Raw genomic sequence first — 14,831 nt, forward strand, 5'->3', positions numbered from 1 at the left:
CGGTGGGAGATCCGGGGAGATCCGGGGGAGATCCCGGACGATCCCGAGGACGATCCGGAATCAAGGGTTCCGATTGCCGTCGTTTTCTGCTTTCGTACGTGGCCTCGCCCCGCACACCCCTCGCGGTGGCGCACCGGTCACGCGATCCGACAACGTGAGGACTCGATCCATGACGTCGCAGACGACCGCGGAGCGGCCGGGCCACGAGCCCGGCGACCCGCACACGCCCGTCCCGCCGGGCGGCCCCGGGGAAGGCAACGGCCTCCAGGCGGGGCTCAAGAACCGCCACCTGTCGATGATCGCCATCGGCGGGGTCATCGGGGCCGGCCTCTTCGTCGGCTCCGGAGCGGGCATCGCCGCCGCGGGCCCCGCCATCCTCGTCTCCTACGCCCTGGTCGGCGTCCTGGTCGTCCTCGTGATGCGGATGCTCGGCGAGATGGCCGCGGCCCGGCCGAGCTCCGGATCGTTCTCCGCCTACGCCGACATGGCGCTCGGCCGCTGGGCCGGCTTCTCCATCGGCTGGCTGTACTGGTTCTTCTGGGTGGTCGTGCTGGCCGTCGAGGCGACGGCCGGCGCCGCGATCCTGGAGAGCTGGGTGCCCGCGGTCCCGCAGTGGGGCTGGGCGCTGATCGTGATGGTCGTGTTGACCGCGACCAACCTCATCTCGGTCGGCTCGTACGGCGAGTTCGAGTTCTGGTTCGCCGGCATCAAGGTCGTGGCCATCGGGGCCTTCGTCGTGATCGGCCTGCTCGCGGTCTTCGGTGTGCTGCCGGGCTCCGACAACCCCGGTTCCGGGTTCGGTCACCTCACCGACGCGGGCGGCTTCTTCCCGAAGGGGCCGGGAGCCGTACTCACCGGAGTGCTGATGGTGGTCTTCTCCTTCATGGGCAGCGAGATCGTCACCCTCGCCGCCGGTGAGTCCTCGGACCCGCAGCGGGCCGTCTCCAAGGCCACCAACAGCGTGATCTGGCGGATCGCCGTCTTCTACCTGGGCTCGATCTTCGTCGTGCTGACCCTGCTGCCGTGGAACGACCCCTCGATCACCGAGGACGGCAGCTACGTGGCCGCGCTCAACTCGATCGGCATCCCGCACGCCGGCCAGGTGATGGACGTGATCGTGCTGACGGCCGTGCTCTCCTGCCTCAACTCCGGCCTGTACACGGCCTCCCGGATGGCGTTCTCGCTCGGCGGCCGGGGCGACGCCCCGAAGGCCTTCGCCCGCGTCAACAAGCGGGGCGTGCCGCAGGCGGCGATCCTGTCCTCGGTCGTCTTCGGCTTCGTCGCGGTGTTCTTCAACTACCAGTGGCCGGACACCGTCTTCGCGTTCCTGCTGAACTCCTCCGGCGCGGTCGCCCTGTTCGTGTGGCTGGTCATCTGCTTCACCCAGCTCCGGATGCGCCCCGAGATCCAGCGGGACACCCCGGAGAAGCTCGTCGTGAAGATGTGGCTGTTCCCCTACCTCACCTGGGCGACCATCGGGATGATCTCGTTCGTCCTCGTCTACATGCTGACCGACGAGGCGGCCCGCGAGCAGGTGCTGCTGTCGCTGCTGGTCGCCGTGCTGGTGGTGGCGGTCTCGCTGGTGCGCGAGGCCCGCAGGCGCAAGGCCGGCGCGAAGCAGCCGTAGCCGCGAAGCAGTCGTAGCCACGAAGAAGGCTCGCCCCGGTCGTCGGGGCGAGCCTCTCGCGTGTGTACCGCTGCTGGAGGGTCAGTCGCGGCGGCCGACGAGCTTCCAGGTGGCGGGCAGCGCGCCCATCGCGAGGAGCGCCTTGAGCGCGTCGCCGACGAGGAACGGCGTGAGTCCCGCGGCGACGGCGGCGCTCGCCGACATCCCGGTGGAGAGCGCCAGGTAGGGGACGCCGACGGCGTAGGTCAGCAGCGAGCCGACGACCATGGTCCCGGCGGTCCGGGCCACCGAGCGGTCGCCGCCGCGGCGGGCGAGCGCGCCGACCACGGTGGCCGCGAGCAGCATGCCGAGGATGTAACCGAAGGAGGCGCCGCCCGCGCCGGAGGTGCCGCCGGTGAACCAGGGCATGCCCGCCATGCCGATGACGGCGTACGCGGCCAGCGCGAGGAAGCCGCGGCGCGCGCCGAGCGCGGAGCCGACGAGGAGCGCGGCGAAGGTCTGACCGGTCACCGGCACCGGGGAGCCGGGGACCGGAACGGCGATCTGGGCCGCTATGCCGGTCAGCGCGGCGCCGCCGAGAACCAGGGCGGTGTCGACCGCGTAGCGGTGGCGGGCGGCGGGAAGCAGGTCGGCGAGGACCGCTCCGGTACGGATGGGGGCGGCAGCAGTGCTCATCGGGACTCCGCGGGTGTGGACGGCAGGGGCAGGGTGATCCGCAGCCGACGTTAGCCCAGCGCTCCATGCCCGATCACCATCTGCCGCCCACAAAGCGGCGGTTGAGGAGTTGGTGGAGTTCACACAAAGAGCCGGACGCAATCATGCTCCGGCGTGACGCTCATCACTCAGGTGGGAGCGGGTTGGCAGCGCTTTGGCACCGCTACGGCGACGCGTGAGACTGTAGGTTCCCCATAAATGATCCGAGAGTGAATTCGTCCCCCATGCACGACGCGCCTCCCCCCATGCCGTCCGAGCCGCTCTCGCACGGGCTCCGGCAGCGCCACCTGACCATGCTCGGCCTCGGCGGGGTGATCGGCGCGGGGCTGTTCGTCGGCTCGGGCGCCGGGATCGCGGTCGCGGGGCCCGGCATCGTGCTGTCCTACCTCGTCGCGGGAGCGCTCGCGATGCTGGTGATGCGGATGCTCGGCGAGATGTCGGCGGCGATGCCCGCCTCCGGCTCCTTCTCCGTGCACGCGGAACGCGCCCTCGGCCGCTGGGCCGGATTCAGCGCGGGCTGGCTCTACTGGTTCCTGCTGGTGGTGGTGCTCGCCGTGGAGGCGACGGCGGCCGCGCAGATCGCCCACGGCTGGGTGCCCGCCGTCGAACCCTGGGCCTGGGTGCTGCTGTTCATGGTGGTGTTCACCGTCGCCAACCTCACCTCGGTGAAGAACTTCGGCGAGTTCGAGTTCTGGTTCGCCACCCTCAAGGTGGTGGCGATCCTCGCCTTCCTCGTCCTCGGCACGCTCGCCGTTTTCGGGCTGCTGCCGGACACCGACCCGGTGGGCCTCACCCATCTCACCGGCGACGGCGGCTTCCTGCCCAACGGCTGGGACGGGGTGGTCTCCGGGGTGCTCACCGTGGTCTTCGCCTTCGGCGGACTGGAGGTCGTCACGATCGCCGCCGCCGAGACCGCCGACCCGGCGCGCGCGGTGGCGAGGGCGGTGCGCAGTGCGGTGGTGCGCATCCTCTTCTTCTACGTCGGCTCGATGCTGGTCATCGTGACGGTGCTGCCGTGGACCGCCCAGCAGGCGGGGCTCAGCCCGTACGTGAAAGTGCTCGACGCGATCGGGGTGCCGTCGGCGGGTCAGATCATGAACGTCGTGATCTTCGTGGCGTTGCTGTCCGCGCTCAACGCCAACCTCTACGGATCGTCCCGGATGATCTTCTCGCTGGCCGAGCGGGGCGAGGCGCCGCGCGGGCTGCTGAAGGTATCGGCCGGCGGTGGGGGCCGGGTGCCGCGCCGGGCGGTGCTGGCCTCGGTCGCGTTCGGCTTCGTCTCGGTTCTGCTCAATCTGCGGTGGCCGGACACGATCTTCCTCTCCATGCTCAACTCGGTGGGCGCGGTCCTGCTCTTCGTCTGGGCGCTGATCGCCCTCTCCCAGCTGCGGCTGCGCGCCCGGCTGGAGCAGGAGGCTCCCGAGGCGCTCGCCCTGCGGATGTGGTGCTTCCCGTACCTGACGTGGGTGACGCTCGCCGCCCTGTTCGGCGTGCTGCTGCTGATGCTCACCGACGACGCGGCGCGGCCGCAGGTGCTGTGGTCGGCGGGCGCGACCGTCCTGGTCCTGCTGGTGGCGGGGGCGCGGGAGTGGCGTGTCCGGCGCGCGACGGGCGGGCGCTAGCACCGCTTCCGCGGTGTGATCGCGTGTGTCTCCTGTGCGAGCCTGGTGACCGTATGGCGGACATCCGTTCCCTCTGAGCGGTGACATGTCCAGACTGTGGGTCCGACCTGTCTCACCTATCGAACAGAGCTCGTCCATGCCTCGGACTCCCACGTCTTCCCCCACAGCCGGTCCGGCGCCCTCCGGCACGGCGTCCTCAGGCGCTCCGGCGCCCGGCTCCCCCGGCGGCTCCGACTCGCTCGGCAACGGCCTCAAGCAGCGCCATCTGTCGATGATCGCCCTCGGCGGCGTCATCGGCGCCGGGCTGTTCGTGGGGTCCGGCGCGGGGATCGCCGCGGCCGGACCCTCGATCGTCGTCGCCTACGCGGTCTCCGGACTGCTGGTGATGCTGGTGATGCGGATGCTGGGCGAGATGTCGGCGGCCAACCCGGCCTCCGGCTCGTTCTCCGTCCACGCCGACCGGGCGCTCGGCCCCTGGGCCGGCTTCACCGCGGGGTGGTCGTTCTGGGTCCTGCTCAGCGTGGCGGTGGGCCTCGAAGGCATCGGCGCCGCGGACATCGTGACGGGCTGGCTGCCGGGCACCCCGCAGTGGATGTGGGTCGCGCTGTTCATGCTGGTGTTCCTGGGCACCAACCTGGCGGCGGTGAAGAACTTCGGCGAGTTCGAGTTCTGGTTCGCCGCGCTGAAGGTCGGCGCGATCGCCCTGTTCCTGGTGCTGGGCGCGCTCGCCGTCTTCGGGGTGCTCCCCGACACGGACGCTCCGGGGCTCACCAACCTCACGGGGGACGGGGGCTTCCTGCCGAACGGCGCCGACGGCTTCATCATCGGTCTGCTCGCCTCCGTCTTCGCGTACGGCGGTCTGGAGACCGTGACGATCGCCGCCGCCGAGTCCAAGGACCCGGTGCGGGGCGTGGCGTCGGCCGTGCGCACGGCGATGTGGCGGATCGCGCTCTTCTACATCGGCTCGATGGCGGTCATCGTCACCCTGGTGCCGTGGGACGACCCGGAGGTCGTCGAGAACGGCCCGTACGTCGCCACCCTGGACCGTCTTGGCATCCCCGGCGCCGGCCGGATCATGGACGTGGTGATCTTCGTGGCGCTGCTCTCCGCGATGAACGCCAACATCTACGGCTCCTCCCGGATGGCCCGCTCGCTGGTCGCCCGCGGCCAGGGCCCGAAGGTGCTCGGCAAGCTCTCGTCCGGTGTCCCGCGCAACGCGGTGCTGGCCTCCTCGGCCTTCGGCTTCGTGTGCGTGCTGCTCAGCTACTGGCGTCCGGACGACGTCTTCCCGTGGCTGCTCAACATGATCGGCGCGGTGATCCTGGTGGTCTGGATCTTCATCGCCGTCTCGCAGCTGGTGCTGCGCCGCCGCGCCGAGCGCGAGGCGCCGGAGAGCCTGGTGGTGCGGATGTGGCTCTTCCCGGCGGCGACCGTCCTCGCCCTGGTGGCGATGGTGGCGATCTTCGTCCTGATGCTGCGCCAGCCCGACACCCGCGACCAGTTGCTGGCGACCGGGGTGCTGACGGCGGCCCTGATCGTCGTCGGCCTGGTGCGGCAGAAGCGCGCGGGCCGCGACGGTCGCACCGGGCAGGCCACCGACGCCTGATCCGCCCGGCCCGACAGGCGCCCGCCCCGGACATCCTCCGGAGCGGGCGCCTTTTCGCGTGCCCCCGGACGGGCCGGAACGATCACCTGGGCAGCTTCTTCCTGCTAGCCTGCATTTGCGAATGACTCGCAATAACAACTTGGCTGCATCTGGAGGGCTCGCATCTTGGCCACGTACACGCTCCCGGAACTCCCCTACGACTACGCGGCGCTGGAACCGGTCATCGACCCGCAGATCGTCGAGCTGCACCACGACAAGCACCACGCCGCCTACGTCAAGGGCGCCAACGACGCCCTGGAGCAGTTGGAGGAGGCGCGGGACAAGGGTGCGTGGGGGGCGGTCAACGGGCTCCAGAAGAACCTGGCCTTCCACCTGTCCGGCCACATCCTGCACTCGATCTACTGGCACAACATGACCGGCGACGGCGGCGGCGAGCCGCTCGCGGCGGACGGCGTGGGCGGCCTCGCGGACGCGATCACCGAGTCGTTCGGCTCGTTCGCCGGCTTCAAGGCGCAGCTCACCAAGGCGGCCACCACCACCCAGGGCTCCGGCTGGGGCGTCCTGGCATACGAGCCGGTCAGCGGCAGGCTGATCGTCGAGCAGGTCTACGACCACCAGGGCAACGTCGGCCAGGGCTCGGTCCCGATCCTGGTCTTCGACGCCTGGGAGCACGCCTTCTACCTCCAGTACAAGAACCAGAAAGTCGACTTCATCGAAGCGATGTGGCAGGTCGTCGACTGGCAGGACGTGGCCAAGCGCCACGCCGCCGCGGCCGAGCGCCCCGACGTGCTGCTGCTGGCCCCCTAGGGGCCCCGGACGTCCTGCCCCGTGATCGTCTTCTCAGCGCTTCACCGGCAGGCGGAAACACGGAGAACCCCCGCGAGGACGTGACTCGCGGGGGTTCTTCGCATGCGGAAGGGGTGGTACGGGGGCGGGCGACGGCTCAGGCGTCGAAGACCGGGCCCTGGGTGCGGGTCCGCTTCAGCTCGTAGAAGCCGGGGACCGACGCCACCAGCAGGGTGCCGTCCCAGAGCTTGGCCGCCTCCTCGCCCTTCGGGGCCGGCGTGACGACCGGGCCGAAGAACGCGATCTGCTCGCCGTCCGCACCGGGCACGGCGATGACCGGGGTGCCGACGTCCTGGCCGACCTTGTCGATGCCCTCCTTGTGGGAGGCGCGCAGCTCGGTGTCGTACGCGTCGGAGTCGGCGTACTCGGCGAGCTCCACGGGCAGGCCGACGTCCTTCAGCGCGCCCACCACGGCCTCACGGGTCGGGCCCTCGCCGTTGTTGTGGAAGCGGGTGCCGAGCGCGGTGTAGAGCGGACCGACGACGTCGTCGCCGTGCTTCTGCTGAGCCGCGACCACGACCCGGACGGGGCCCCAGGCCTGCGTCCGCATCATCTCGCGGTACTCCTCGGGCATCTCGTCCAGCCGGTCCTCGTTGAGCACCGCGAGGCTCATCACGTGCCAGCGGACCTCGACGTCGCGGACCTTCTCGACCTCCAGCATCCAGCGCGAGGTCATCCACGCCCACGGGCAGAGCGGGTCGAACCAGAAGTCGGCCGGGGTCTTGTTCTCAGACATGTCTCTCCTCAGCGGAAAAGGTGCGCACCTCAGCGCACAGAACACCGCGCACGCCCGTGCCATTCCCGTCCGCGGGACTCGGCCGCGCCGCTCCGTCCCCGTGTCCGGACACGGAAGCCCGGATACCGGATACCGGGCGCGAGGGGCGCGTGCGAGGATCGGACGATTCGATCGTGACACGAAGGAGTGCCGGTGCCCGGTGAGAACCTGTCCCGCGACGAGGCCCGCGAGCGGGCCGAACTGCTGACCGTCGACGGCTACGAGGTCGCCCTCGACCTGCGGTCCGCCGTCGGCGGGCCCCGTCAGGACGAGGAGGGGGCCGGCCCGCGCACGTTCCGCTCCGTGACCACGATCCGCTTCCGGTCCCGGCGGGCCGGCGCGTCCACCTTCGCGGACCTGATCGCCCCCGCGGTGGACGCGGTGACGCTCAACGGCGTCGCCCTGGACCCCTCGGCCGTCTTCGACGGCGCCCGGATCGCCCTGGACGCCCTGGCCGAGGGCGAGAACGTCCTGGTGGTGGACGCCCGGTGCGCGTACAGCCGCACCGGTGAGGGCATGCACCGGTTCGTGGACCCCGAGGACGGCGAGGTCTACCTCTACACGCAGTACGAGCCGGCCGACGCCCGCCGGGTGTACGCCAACTTCGAGCAGCCGGACCTGAAGGCCCCCTACCGCTTCTCCGTGACGGCCCCGGACGCCTGGCGGGTCTGGAGCAACGGCGCCGGCGAGCGGGACGCCGACGGGGTGTGGCGGTTCGCCGAGACGAAGCCGATCTCCACCTACATCACCTGTGTGGTGGCGGGGCCCTACCACTACGTCACCGACACCTACACCCGGGCGCTCCCGGACGGGTCGACGCTGGAGATCCCGCTCGGCGCGATGTGCCGCAAGGGCCTGGCCCGGCACTTCGACGCCGAGGACTGCTTCCTGGTCACCAAGCAGGGCTTCGACTTCTTCCACGACAACTTCGACTACCCCTATCCCTTCGGCAAGTACGACCAGGCGTTCGTGCCGGAGTACAACCTCGGCGCGATGGAGAACCCGGGTCTGGTCACCTTCCGCGAGGAGTACATCCAGCGCGGCCGGACCACCGACGCGGCGCTGGAGCGGCGCGCCAACACCACGCTGCACGAGATGGCGCACATGTGGTTCGGCGACCTGGTCACCATGCGGTGGTGGGACGACCTGTGGCTGAAGGAGTCCTTCGCGGACTTCATGGGGTCCTTCTCGCTGGTCGAGGCGACCCGCTTCGACCAGGCGTGGGTGACCTTCGCCAACAACCGCAAGGCGTGGGCCTACCGGGCCGACCAGCTCCCCTCCACCCACCCGATCACGGCCGACATCCGCGACCTGGAGGACGCCAAGCTCAACTTCGACGGCATCACCTACGCCAAGGGCGCCGCCGTCCTGAAGCAGCTCGTCGCCTACGTCGGCCGGGACGCCTTCCTGGAGGGCGCGCGCCGGTACTTCACGGCGCACGCGTACGGGAACACCGAGCTCGGCGACCTGCTGGGCGCCCTGGAGGAGGTCAGCGGCCGCGAGCTCGGCGGCTGGGCACGCTCCTGGCTCCAGACGGCCGGTGTCAACTCGCTGACCCCGCAGCTCGTCCACGGCGCCGACGGCCGGATCGCGGAACTCGCGGTCGTCCAGGAGGCCGACGCCTCCTACCCCGAACTGCGGCCGCACCGGGTGGCGATCGGCCTCTACCGGCGCGCGGCGGACGGCACGCTGACCCGCTACGCGCGGGCGGAGACGGACGTCTCTGGGGAGCGCACCGTCGTCGGCGAACTCGCCGGCGCCGAGCGCCCCGATCTCGTCCTGGTCAACGACGACGACCTGACGTACTGCAAGATCCGGTTCGACGCGGAGTCCCTCGACACGCTCCGGGCCCACCTGGGCGACCTGACCGATCCGCTCGCGCGGGCGCTGTGCTGGTCCGCGCTGTGGAACCTCACCCGCGACGCGATCCTGCCCGCGCGGGACTTCGTGGGGCTGGTGCTGGCGCACGCCGGGCGGGAGAGCGACATCGGCGTCCTGCAGATGCTGCACGCCTGGGCGCAGTCCGCCCTGACCCACTACGCCGCCCCCGCCTGGCGCGAGGAGGGCGCACGGCTGCTCGCCGAGGGCGCGCTGGGCGAGCTGCGGGCGGCCGCGCCGGGCAGCCAGCACCAGCTGACCTGGGCCCGCTTCTTCGCCGCGGTGGCGTCCTCGCCGGCCGATCTCCAGCTTCTGGAGGGGGTGCTGGCGGGCACGGCACGGATCGACGGGCTGGAGGTGGACCAGGAGCTGCGCTGGACGCTGCTCTCCCCGCTCGTCACGCACGGCGTGGCCGACGAGAAGGCGGTCGACGCCGAACTGGCCCGCGACGACACGGCGTCCGGCAAGCGGCACCAGGTCCGGTGCCTGGCCTCGCGGCCGTCGGCGGCCGTGAAGGCGCAGGCGTGGGCCCAGGTCGTCGAGTCCGATCTGCTGTCCAACGCGCTGGCCGAGGCGGTGACGGCCGGTTTCGCCGAGCCCTCGCAGCGCGAGCTGACCGCCCCGTACGTGGAGAGGTACTTCGCCGCGATCGAGCGGGTGTGGCAGGAGCGGTCCATCCAGATCGGCATCAACGTGGTGAAGGGACTGTTCCCCTCCTTCCACGGGGAGCCCGCCCTCGCCGCCGCCGACTCCTGGCTGGCCGCCCACCAGGACGCGGCCCCGGCGCTGCGCCGGCTGGTCCTGGAGGCCCGTGACGATCTGGCGCGGGCTCTGCGCGGGCAGCGGCGCGACGCGACCGCCTGACGTGCACCGTCCGGGGGGGCGCGCACCGGTGACGGGCGCGCCTTCCGGGCTGCTCCGCGCTGCCGCGCGCTGCGGTGTCCGCCGGACGATTCCTACCGTTACGACTGTTTTCGATCCCCGAACTCGCGTGCAAAAAAGCGGTGTTGTCCGGGAATGTCGACGACCTTGTAACAGAGGTTAAAGACGGGGCCGGGGGCGGGACATTCGGGGGCATGAACCGGAACGTCCCCCTCACCCCTTGCCCCGCCCACCGGACCGGCTCCGTCGTCTCGCGGGTCGTCACGACCGCCCTGCTGCGGGAGCGGGGCCTCACCACCGCGCAGATCACCGCCCGCTGCGCGCCCGGCGGCCCCTGGCGGACCCTGCTGCCGGGCGTCCACCTGCTGCACCCCGGCCACGCCACCGGCGAGGAACTGCTGCACGCCGCGCTGGTGTACGCGGGCCGCCCGCCCGCAGCGGGACGCGCCCGCGCGGCACGGGACCGCGAGGCCCCGGCGCCCGGCCCCGAGGTCTACGGGGACGCCATGCTCACCGGCCGCGCCGCCCTCGCGCTGCACGGCTTCGACTCCGTGCCGGGGCTCGCCGCCCTCCGCCGGGTCGACGTCCTGGTGCCGCGCACCCGGCGGCTGCGGTCGACCGGCTTCGTACGGGTGGTGCGGTCCTCGACGGTGCCGGACCCGGTACGGGCCGGCGGGTTCCCGGCCGCGCCGGTGGAACGGGCGGTCGCCGACGCCGCGGCCGACATGACGGACGCCGCCTCGGTGCACCGGCTGCTCACCGACGCGGTACGGGTCGGCCACGTCGAGCCGGCGGCCGTCGTGCGGGAACTGAACCTGGCCGAGCTGCTGGGGCGGCCCGCCGTGGTCGCGGCGATGGACGCACTGCTGGCCGAGGGGCGGTCGCTCGCGGAGGACCGGCTGTACGCGGTGGTCCACGGGCACGGCCTGCCGGAACCGGTGTGGAACGTGGACATCCGGCTGCCGGGCGGCCCGTGCGTGGGCGCGGTGGACGCCTACTGGCCGGAGCAGGCGGTGGCGGTGGTGCTCGACACCCGGGTACCCCGGCGCGGCGCGGAGGACGACGAGGGGCGGACCGGGCCCGCGGACGGCGCGGAACGCGAGCACCTGGAGCGCCTGGGGATCACCGTGGTCCGCGTCTCCCCCAAGCGGCTGCGCGAGGAGCCCGCGCACCCGGCCCTGGTGGTCCGCACCGCCCTGATGGCCGCGGAGGACCGCGAACCGGCCGCCTATGTCCGGGTGTTGCCCCGCTGAGCCGCCCGCGCCCGGATGAGGGGGACGCGGCGGACGCGGCGTGAACGCGCCACCACCCGTACCAGCGGGCCGTTTTGACCCCGTTCGCCCCTGGTGACGCACCGGACACGGTGGCGGATCTACGCCATGTCGGATACTCGCCTCCGTCAACTCTCCACAAACCCCTGTCCTTTACGAAAGGGTGAGCGGTCATCCGGTACCGAATTCCGGACTCTCTCTTTCAGATTCGACAGGGATGCTGATGACCAAGGAATCCCCCAGCTCCATACCCGGGGCGAGACGAGTGGCCCGGGTCGCGGCCGCAGCCGGTCTGGTGGCCGCGCTGGCCGCCACCGGCGTCGCGCCCGTCTTCGCCGCCGACGATCCGGCTCCCTCCACCGTCAAGCCGGCCGCGGCCGGCGAGCGGGGAGACAAGCTCGGCAAGGCGGACTCCGACGTGCTCGCCACGGCCGAGGCCAAGGGCGAGAAGACCATCACCATGATGGTCGCCACGACGCCGGGCGCGACGGAGCAGGTCGCCGCGCAGCTCGACGCCGTCAAGGGCTCCGTCCCGGGCATCACGTACGACAAGCTCGGCTACGTCCGGGCGACCGTGCCCACCGCCTCGGCCGAAGCCGCCATCGCGAAGGCCTCCAAGCTCTCCTCGGTGCTCGGCATCGACCTGGAGCAGGAGATCGAGCTGGACGACCCGACCCCGGCCGCCGACCGCGCCGCCGGCGCCAAGACGGCCAGGTCGAGCGCGAGTTACCCCGCCCCGTCGAAGAAGACGCCGGCGAAGAACCCGTACAATCCGTCCTTCGAGACGGGCGCGGTCGACTTCGTCAAGCAGAACCCGAAGGCGGACGGCCGCGGCATCACCATCGGCGTCCTGGACTCCGGCGTGGACCTCGGCCACCCCGCGCTCCAGAAGACCACCACCGGCGAGCGCAAGATCGTCGACTGGGTCACCGCGACCGACCCGGTCAGCGACGGGGACGGCACCTGGCTGCGGATGAACACGGCCGTCGCCGGCCCGACGTTCACCGCGGGCGGCGTGACCTACTCGGCGCCCACGGGCTCGTACAACTTCAGCCTGTTCCGCGAGTCGGCCACCAAGGGCGGCGACATGGCGGGCGACCTCAACCGCGACGGTGACACCACCGACACGTGGGGCGTGCTGTACGACGCGGTCACCGGCGCCGTCCGGGTGGACCTGAACAGCAACGCGGACTTCTCCGACGACACGGCCCTCAAGCCGTACAAGGACAAGTTCCAGGTCGCCTACTTCGGCACGGACGACCCGCGCACCGAGGTCGCCGAGCGCATCCCGTTCGTGGTCGAGACGCGCAAGAACGTCGTCTACAACGCCGCGGGCTCCAAGGCCGACTACGTCAGCATCGGGGTCATCGAGGGCGAGCACGGCACCCACGTCGCCGGCATCACCGCGGCCAACGGCCTGTTCGGCGGCGAGATGGACGGGGCGGCGCCCGGCGCCAAGATCGTCTCCTCGCGCGCCTGCACCTGGTCCGGCGGCTGCACCAACATCGCGCTGACCGAGGGCATGATCGACCTCGTCGTCAACCGCGGCGTCGACGTCGTCAACATGTCCATCGGCGGTCTGCCGCCGCTGAACGACGGCAACAACGCCCGCGCCGAGCTGTACAAGCGGCTCATCGACACCTACGGCGTCCAGCTCGTCATCTCGGCGGGCAACGACGGTCCGGGCGTCAACACCATCGGTGACCCCGGCCTCGCCGACCACGTCATCTCGGTGGGCGCGTCGATCTCCAAGGAGACGTGGGCCGCCAACTACGGCTCGAACGTCACCACGAAGTACGCCATGCTGCCCTTCTCCTCGCGCGGTCCGCGCGAGGACGGCGGCTTCGCGCCGGTCATCACGGCGCCGGGCGCGGCGATCAACACCATCCAGACCTGGCTGGAGGGCGCTCCGGTCAAGGAGGCCGGTTACTCCCTGCCCGCCGGTTACGCCATGCTGCAGGGCACGTCGATGTCCTCGCCGCAGGTCGCCGGCGCCACCGCGCTGCTGCTCTCCGCCGCGAAGCAGAAGCACATCGAGCTGGCCCCGGCCGATCTGCGCACCGCGCTGACCAGCTCGGCCAAGCAGATCAAGGACGTGCCCGCGCACGCCCAGGGCTCCGGCCTGATCGACATCGTGGACGCGTGGAAGCTCATCAAGAAGGGCGCCACCGCCAACGAGTACACGGTGAAGGCCCCGGTCGACACCGCGATCGACTTCGCGCTCAAGGACCCGGGCTTCGGCACCGGGATCTACGACCGCGAGGGCGGCCTGAAGACCGGCCAGAAGAGGACGTACGACGTCGTCGTCACCCGCACCACCGGTGCCGACCGCGACGTGCGCCACACGCTGTCGTGGAAGAACAACGACGGCACCTTCAGCCTGGCCGGCTCCGCCACCGTCTCGCTGCCGCTCGGCAAGCCGGTCACCGTGAAGGTCCAGGCGAAGCCGCGCTCCACCGGCGTGCACAGCGCCATCCTGCGGGTCGACGACGCCAAGACCGTCGGCGTGGACCACCAGATCCTCTCCACGGTCGTCGTCTCCACGGACCTGACGGCCCCCGGCTACGCGTTCAAGGCGTCCGGTTCGGTGCAGCGCAACAGCTCCGCGTCGTACTTCGTGAACGTGCCGGAAGGCGCGAAGACGCTGGAGGTCGCCCTCAGCGCCCTGCGCTCGGGCAGCCAGACGCGGTTCATCTCGATCCACCCGTACGGGGTCGCGGTCGAGGACAGCTCCACGATCTACTGCTACCCGAACTACGAGAGCCCGACCAACACCTGCCGCCCCGACGCGCGGTCCTACACGGACCCGCAGCCCGGCGTGTGGGAGATCGAGGTCGAGTCGCGGCGTACGTCCGGCGTGCTGGACAACCCGTACAAGCTGGACGTCTCGCTGCTCGGCGCCACCTTCGACCCGGCGGTGCAGACCATCGCCGAGGCGAAGATCGGCACCCCGGCGGCGGTCGACTGGACCGTCACCAACGAGGCGGCGGACCTGACGGGCACCCTCAAGGGCGGCTCGCTGGGCTCGGCGGACGTGCAGCGTCCGTCGATCTCCACCGGCGGCACCCAGCTGACCGAGGTCACCGTCGGTGAGGGCGTCGAGAAGCTCGACGTCGCCATCGGCTCCACCTCGGACGCCAACGCCGACATCGACCTGTACGTCTTCCTCGGCGACACGCAGGTCGGCGCCTCGACCACCGCGGGCTCCGAGGAGACCGTCAGCCTGGTCGCCCCGGCCGCCGGCACGTACACGATCCTGGTCGACGGCTACGACGTCCCCGCGGGGACGACGGAGTACGACTACCGCGACGTGTACTACGCCCCGTCCCTCGGCACCCTCTCGGTGGACGAGTCCAAGACGGTGAACCTGGCCAACGGCGCCTCCACCCAGGTGGGCGCGCAGGTCGTGGTGGCCGGTGAGGCCCCCGCGGGCCGGCAGTTCTTCGGTGAGGTCCAGCTGGTGAACTCCCGCGGCACCGCCGCGGGCACCGGCAGCGTCGTGATCGAGAAGGTCACGCCGTAACGGCTCCCCCACGGAACGCGGCGGGGCGGGCGCTCTTCGGAGCTCCCGCCCCGCCGTGCGTCCCGCCGCAGATGTTCTCCCCCGGCC

9 protein-coding genes are annotated in these 14,831 nt (G+C 71.3%); 7 read left to right on the forward strand and 2 right to left on the reverse strand.

Annotated elements, in window-relative coordinates; genetic code table 11:
* Positions 1-169 precede the first annotated feature (169 nt).
* Positions 170-1,627 carry an amino acid permease gene (locus Q0994_RS00615; RefSeq protein WP_299527482.1) on the forward strand — a complete coding sequence of 486 codons (1,458 nt, stop codon included), beginning with the start codon at positions 170-172 and terminating at the stop codon, positions 1,625-1,627.
* Positions 1,628-1,708: 81 nt separating this feature from the next.
* Here Q0994_RS00615 and Q0994_RS00620 read toward each other — a convergent pair whose 3' ends face one another.
* Positions 1,709-2,302: a biotin transporter BioY gene (locus tag Q0994_RS00620; protein WP_299527484.1), complete on the reverse strand. Its 594-nt coding sequence runs from the start codon at positions 2,300-2,302 to the stop codon at positions 1,709-1,711.
* Positions 2,303-2,565: 263 nt separating this feature from the next.
* On the opposite strand from Q0994_RS00620, the gene Q0994_RS00625 reads away from it, so the two are divergent.
* From Q0994_RS00625 to Q0994_RS00635, 3 genes are all read left to right on the forward strand, one after another.
* The gene (locus Q0994_RS00625; RefSeq protein ID WP_299528113.1) at positions 2,566-3,963 is read left to right on the forward strand and encodes an amino acid permease; all 1,398 of its coding nucleotides are present in this window, start codon (positions 2,566-2,568) and stop codon (positions 3,961-3,963) included.
* A gap of 136 nt (positions 3,964-4,099) precedes the next feature.
* The gene (locus Q0994_RS00630; RefSeq protein ID WP_299527485.1) at positions 4,100-5,569 is read left to right on the forward strand and encodes an amino acid permease; all 1,470 of its coding nucleotides are present in this window, start codon (positions 4,100-4,102) and stop codon (positions 5,567-5,569) included.
* A 165-nt stretch (positions 5,570-5,734) separates the two neighbouring features.
* A complete protein-coding gene (locus Q0994_RS00635) occupies positions 5,735-6,376 on the forward strand; it encodes a superoxide dismutase (protein ID WP_299527487.1) in 642 nt (213 codons plus the stop codon).
* Positions 6,377-6,512: 136 nt separating this feature from the next.
* On the opposite strand, the gene Q0994_RS00640 is transcribed toward Q0994_RS00635, so the two are convergent.
* Positions 6,513-7,151: a DsbA family protein gene (locus Q0994_RS00640; protein WP_299527489.1), complete on the reverse strand. Its 639-nt coding sequence runs from the start codon at positions 7,149-7,151 to the stop codon at positions 6,513-6,515.
* Between the two features lie 192 nt (positions 7,152-7,343).
* Between Q0994_RS00640 and pepN the strand changes: the two genes are divergently transcribed.
* The 3 genes from pepN (at position 7,344) to Q0994_RS00655 (ending at position 14,744) form a co-directional block, all read left to right on the forward strand.
* On the forward strand, positions 7,344-9,932 hold the full coding sequence (gene pepN, locus Q0994_RS00645; protein WP_299527491.1) for an aminopeptidase N: 2,589 nt from the start codon (positions 7,344-7,346) through the stop codon (positions 9,930-9,932).
* Positions 9,933-10,144: 212 nt separating this feature from the next.
* Complete coding sequence (locus Q0994_RS00650) at positions 10,145-11,203, forward strand: hypothetical protein (RefSeq protein WP_299527493.1); 1,059 nt, start codon at positions 10,145-10,147, stop codon at positions 11,201-11,203.
* A 235-nt stretch (positions 11,204-11,438) separates the two neighbouring features.
* Positions 11,439-14,744 carry a S8 family serine peptidase gene (locus tag Q0994_RS00655; protein ID WP_299527495.1) on the forward strand — a complete coding sequence of 1,102 codons (3,306 nt, stop codon included), beginning with the start codon at positions 11,439-11,441 and terminating at the stop codon, positions 14,742-14,744.
* Positions 14,745-14,831 lie beyond the last annotated feature (87 nt).

This window comes from uncultured Streptomyces sp., from assembly GCF_947488945.1.
GTDB lineage: Bacteria > Actinomycetota > Actinomycetes > Streptomycetales > Streptomycetaceae > Streptomyces.

Bases quoted from the DNA above. Each gene is read 5' to 3' on its own strand.
- Q0994_RS00640 (WP_299527489.1), bottom strand. From the start codon at position 7,151: ATGTCTGAGAACAAGACCCCGGCCGACTTCTGGTTCGACCCGCTCTGC.
- Q0994_RS00650 (WP_299527493.1), top strand. From the start codon at position 10,145: ATGAACCGGAACGTCCCCCTCACCCCTTGCCCCGCCCACCGGACCGGC.
- Q0994_RS00630 (WP_299527485.1), top strand. From the start codon at position 4,100: ATGCCTCGGACTCCCACGTCTTCCCCCACAGCCGGTCCGGCGCCCTCC.
- Q0994_RS00625 (WP_299528113.1), top strand. From the start codon at position 2,566: ATGCACGACGCGCCTCCCCCCATGCCGTCCGAGCCGCTCTCGCACGGG.
- Q0994_RS00615 (WP_299527482.1), top strand. From the start codon at position 170: ATGACGTCGCAGACGACCGCGGAGCGGCCGGGCCACGAGCCCGGCGAC.
- Q0994_RS00655 (WP_299527495.1), top strand. From the start codon at position 11,439: ATGCTGATGACCAAGGAATCCCCCAGCTCCATACCCGGGGCGAGACGA.
- Q0994_RS00620 (WP_299527484.1), bottom strand. From the start codon at position 2,302: ATGAGCACTGCTGCCGCCCCCATCCGTACCGGAGCGGTCCTCGCCGAC.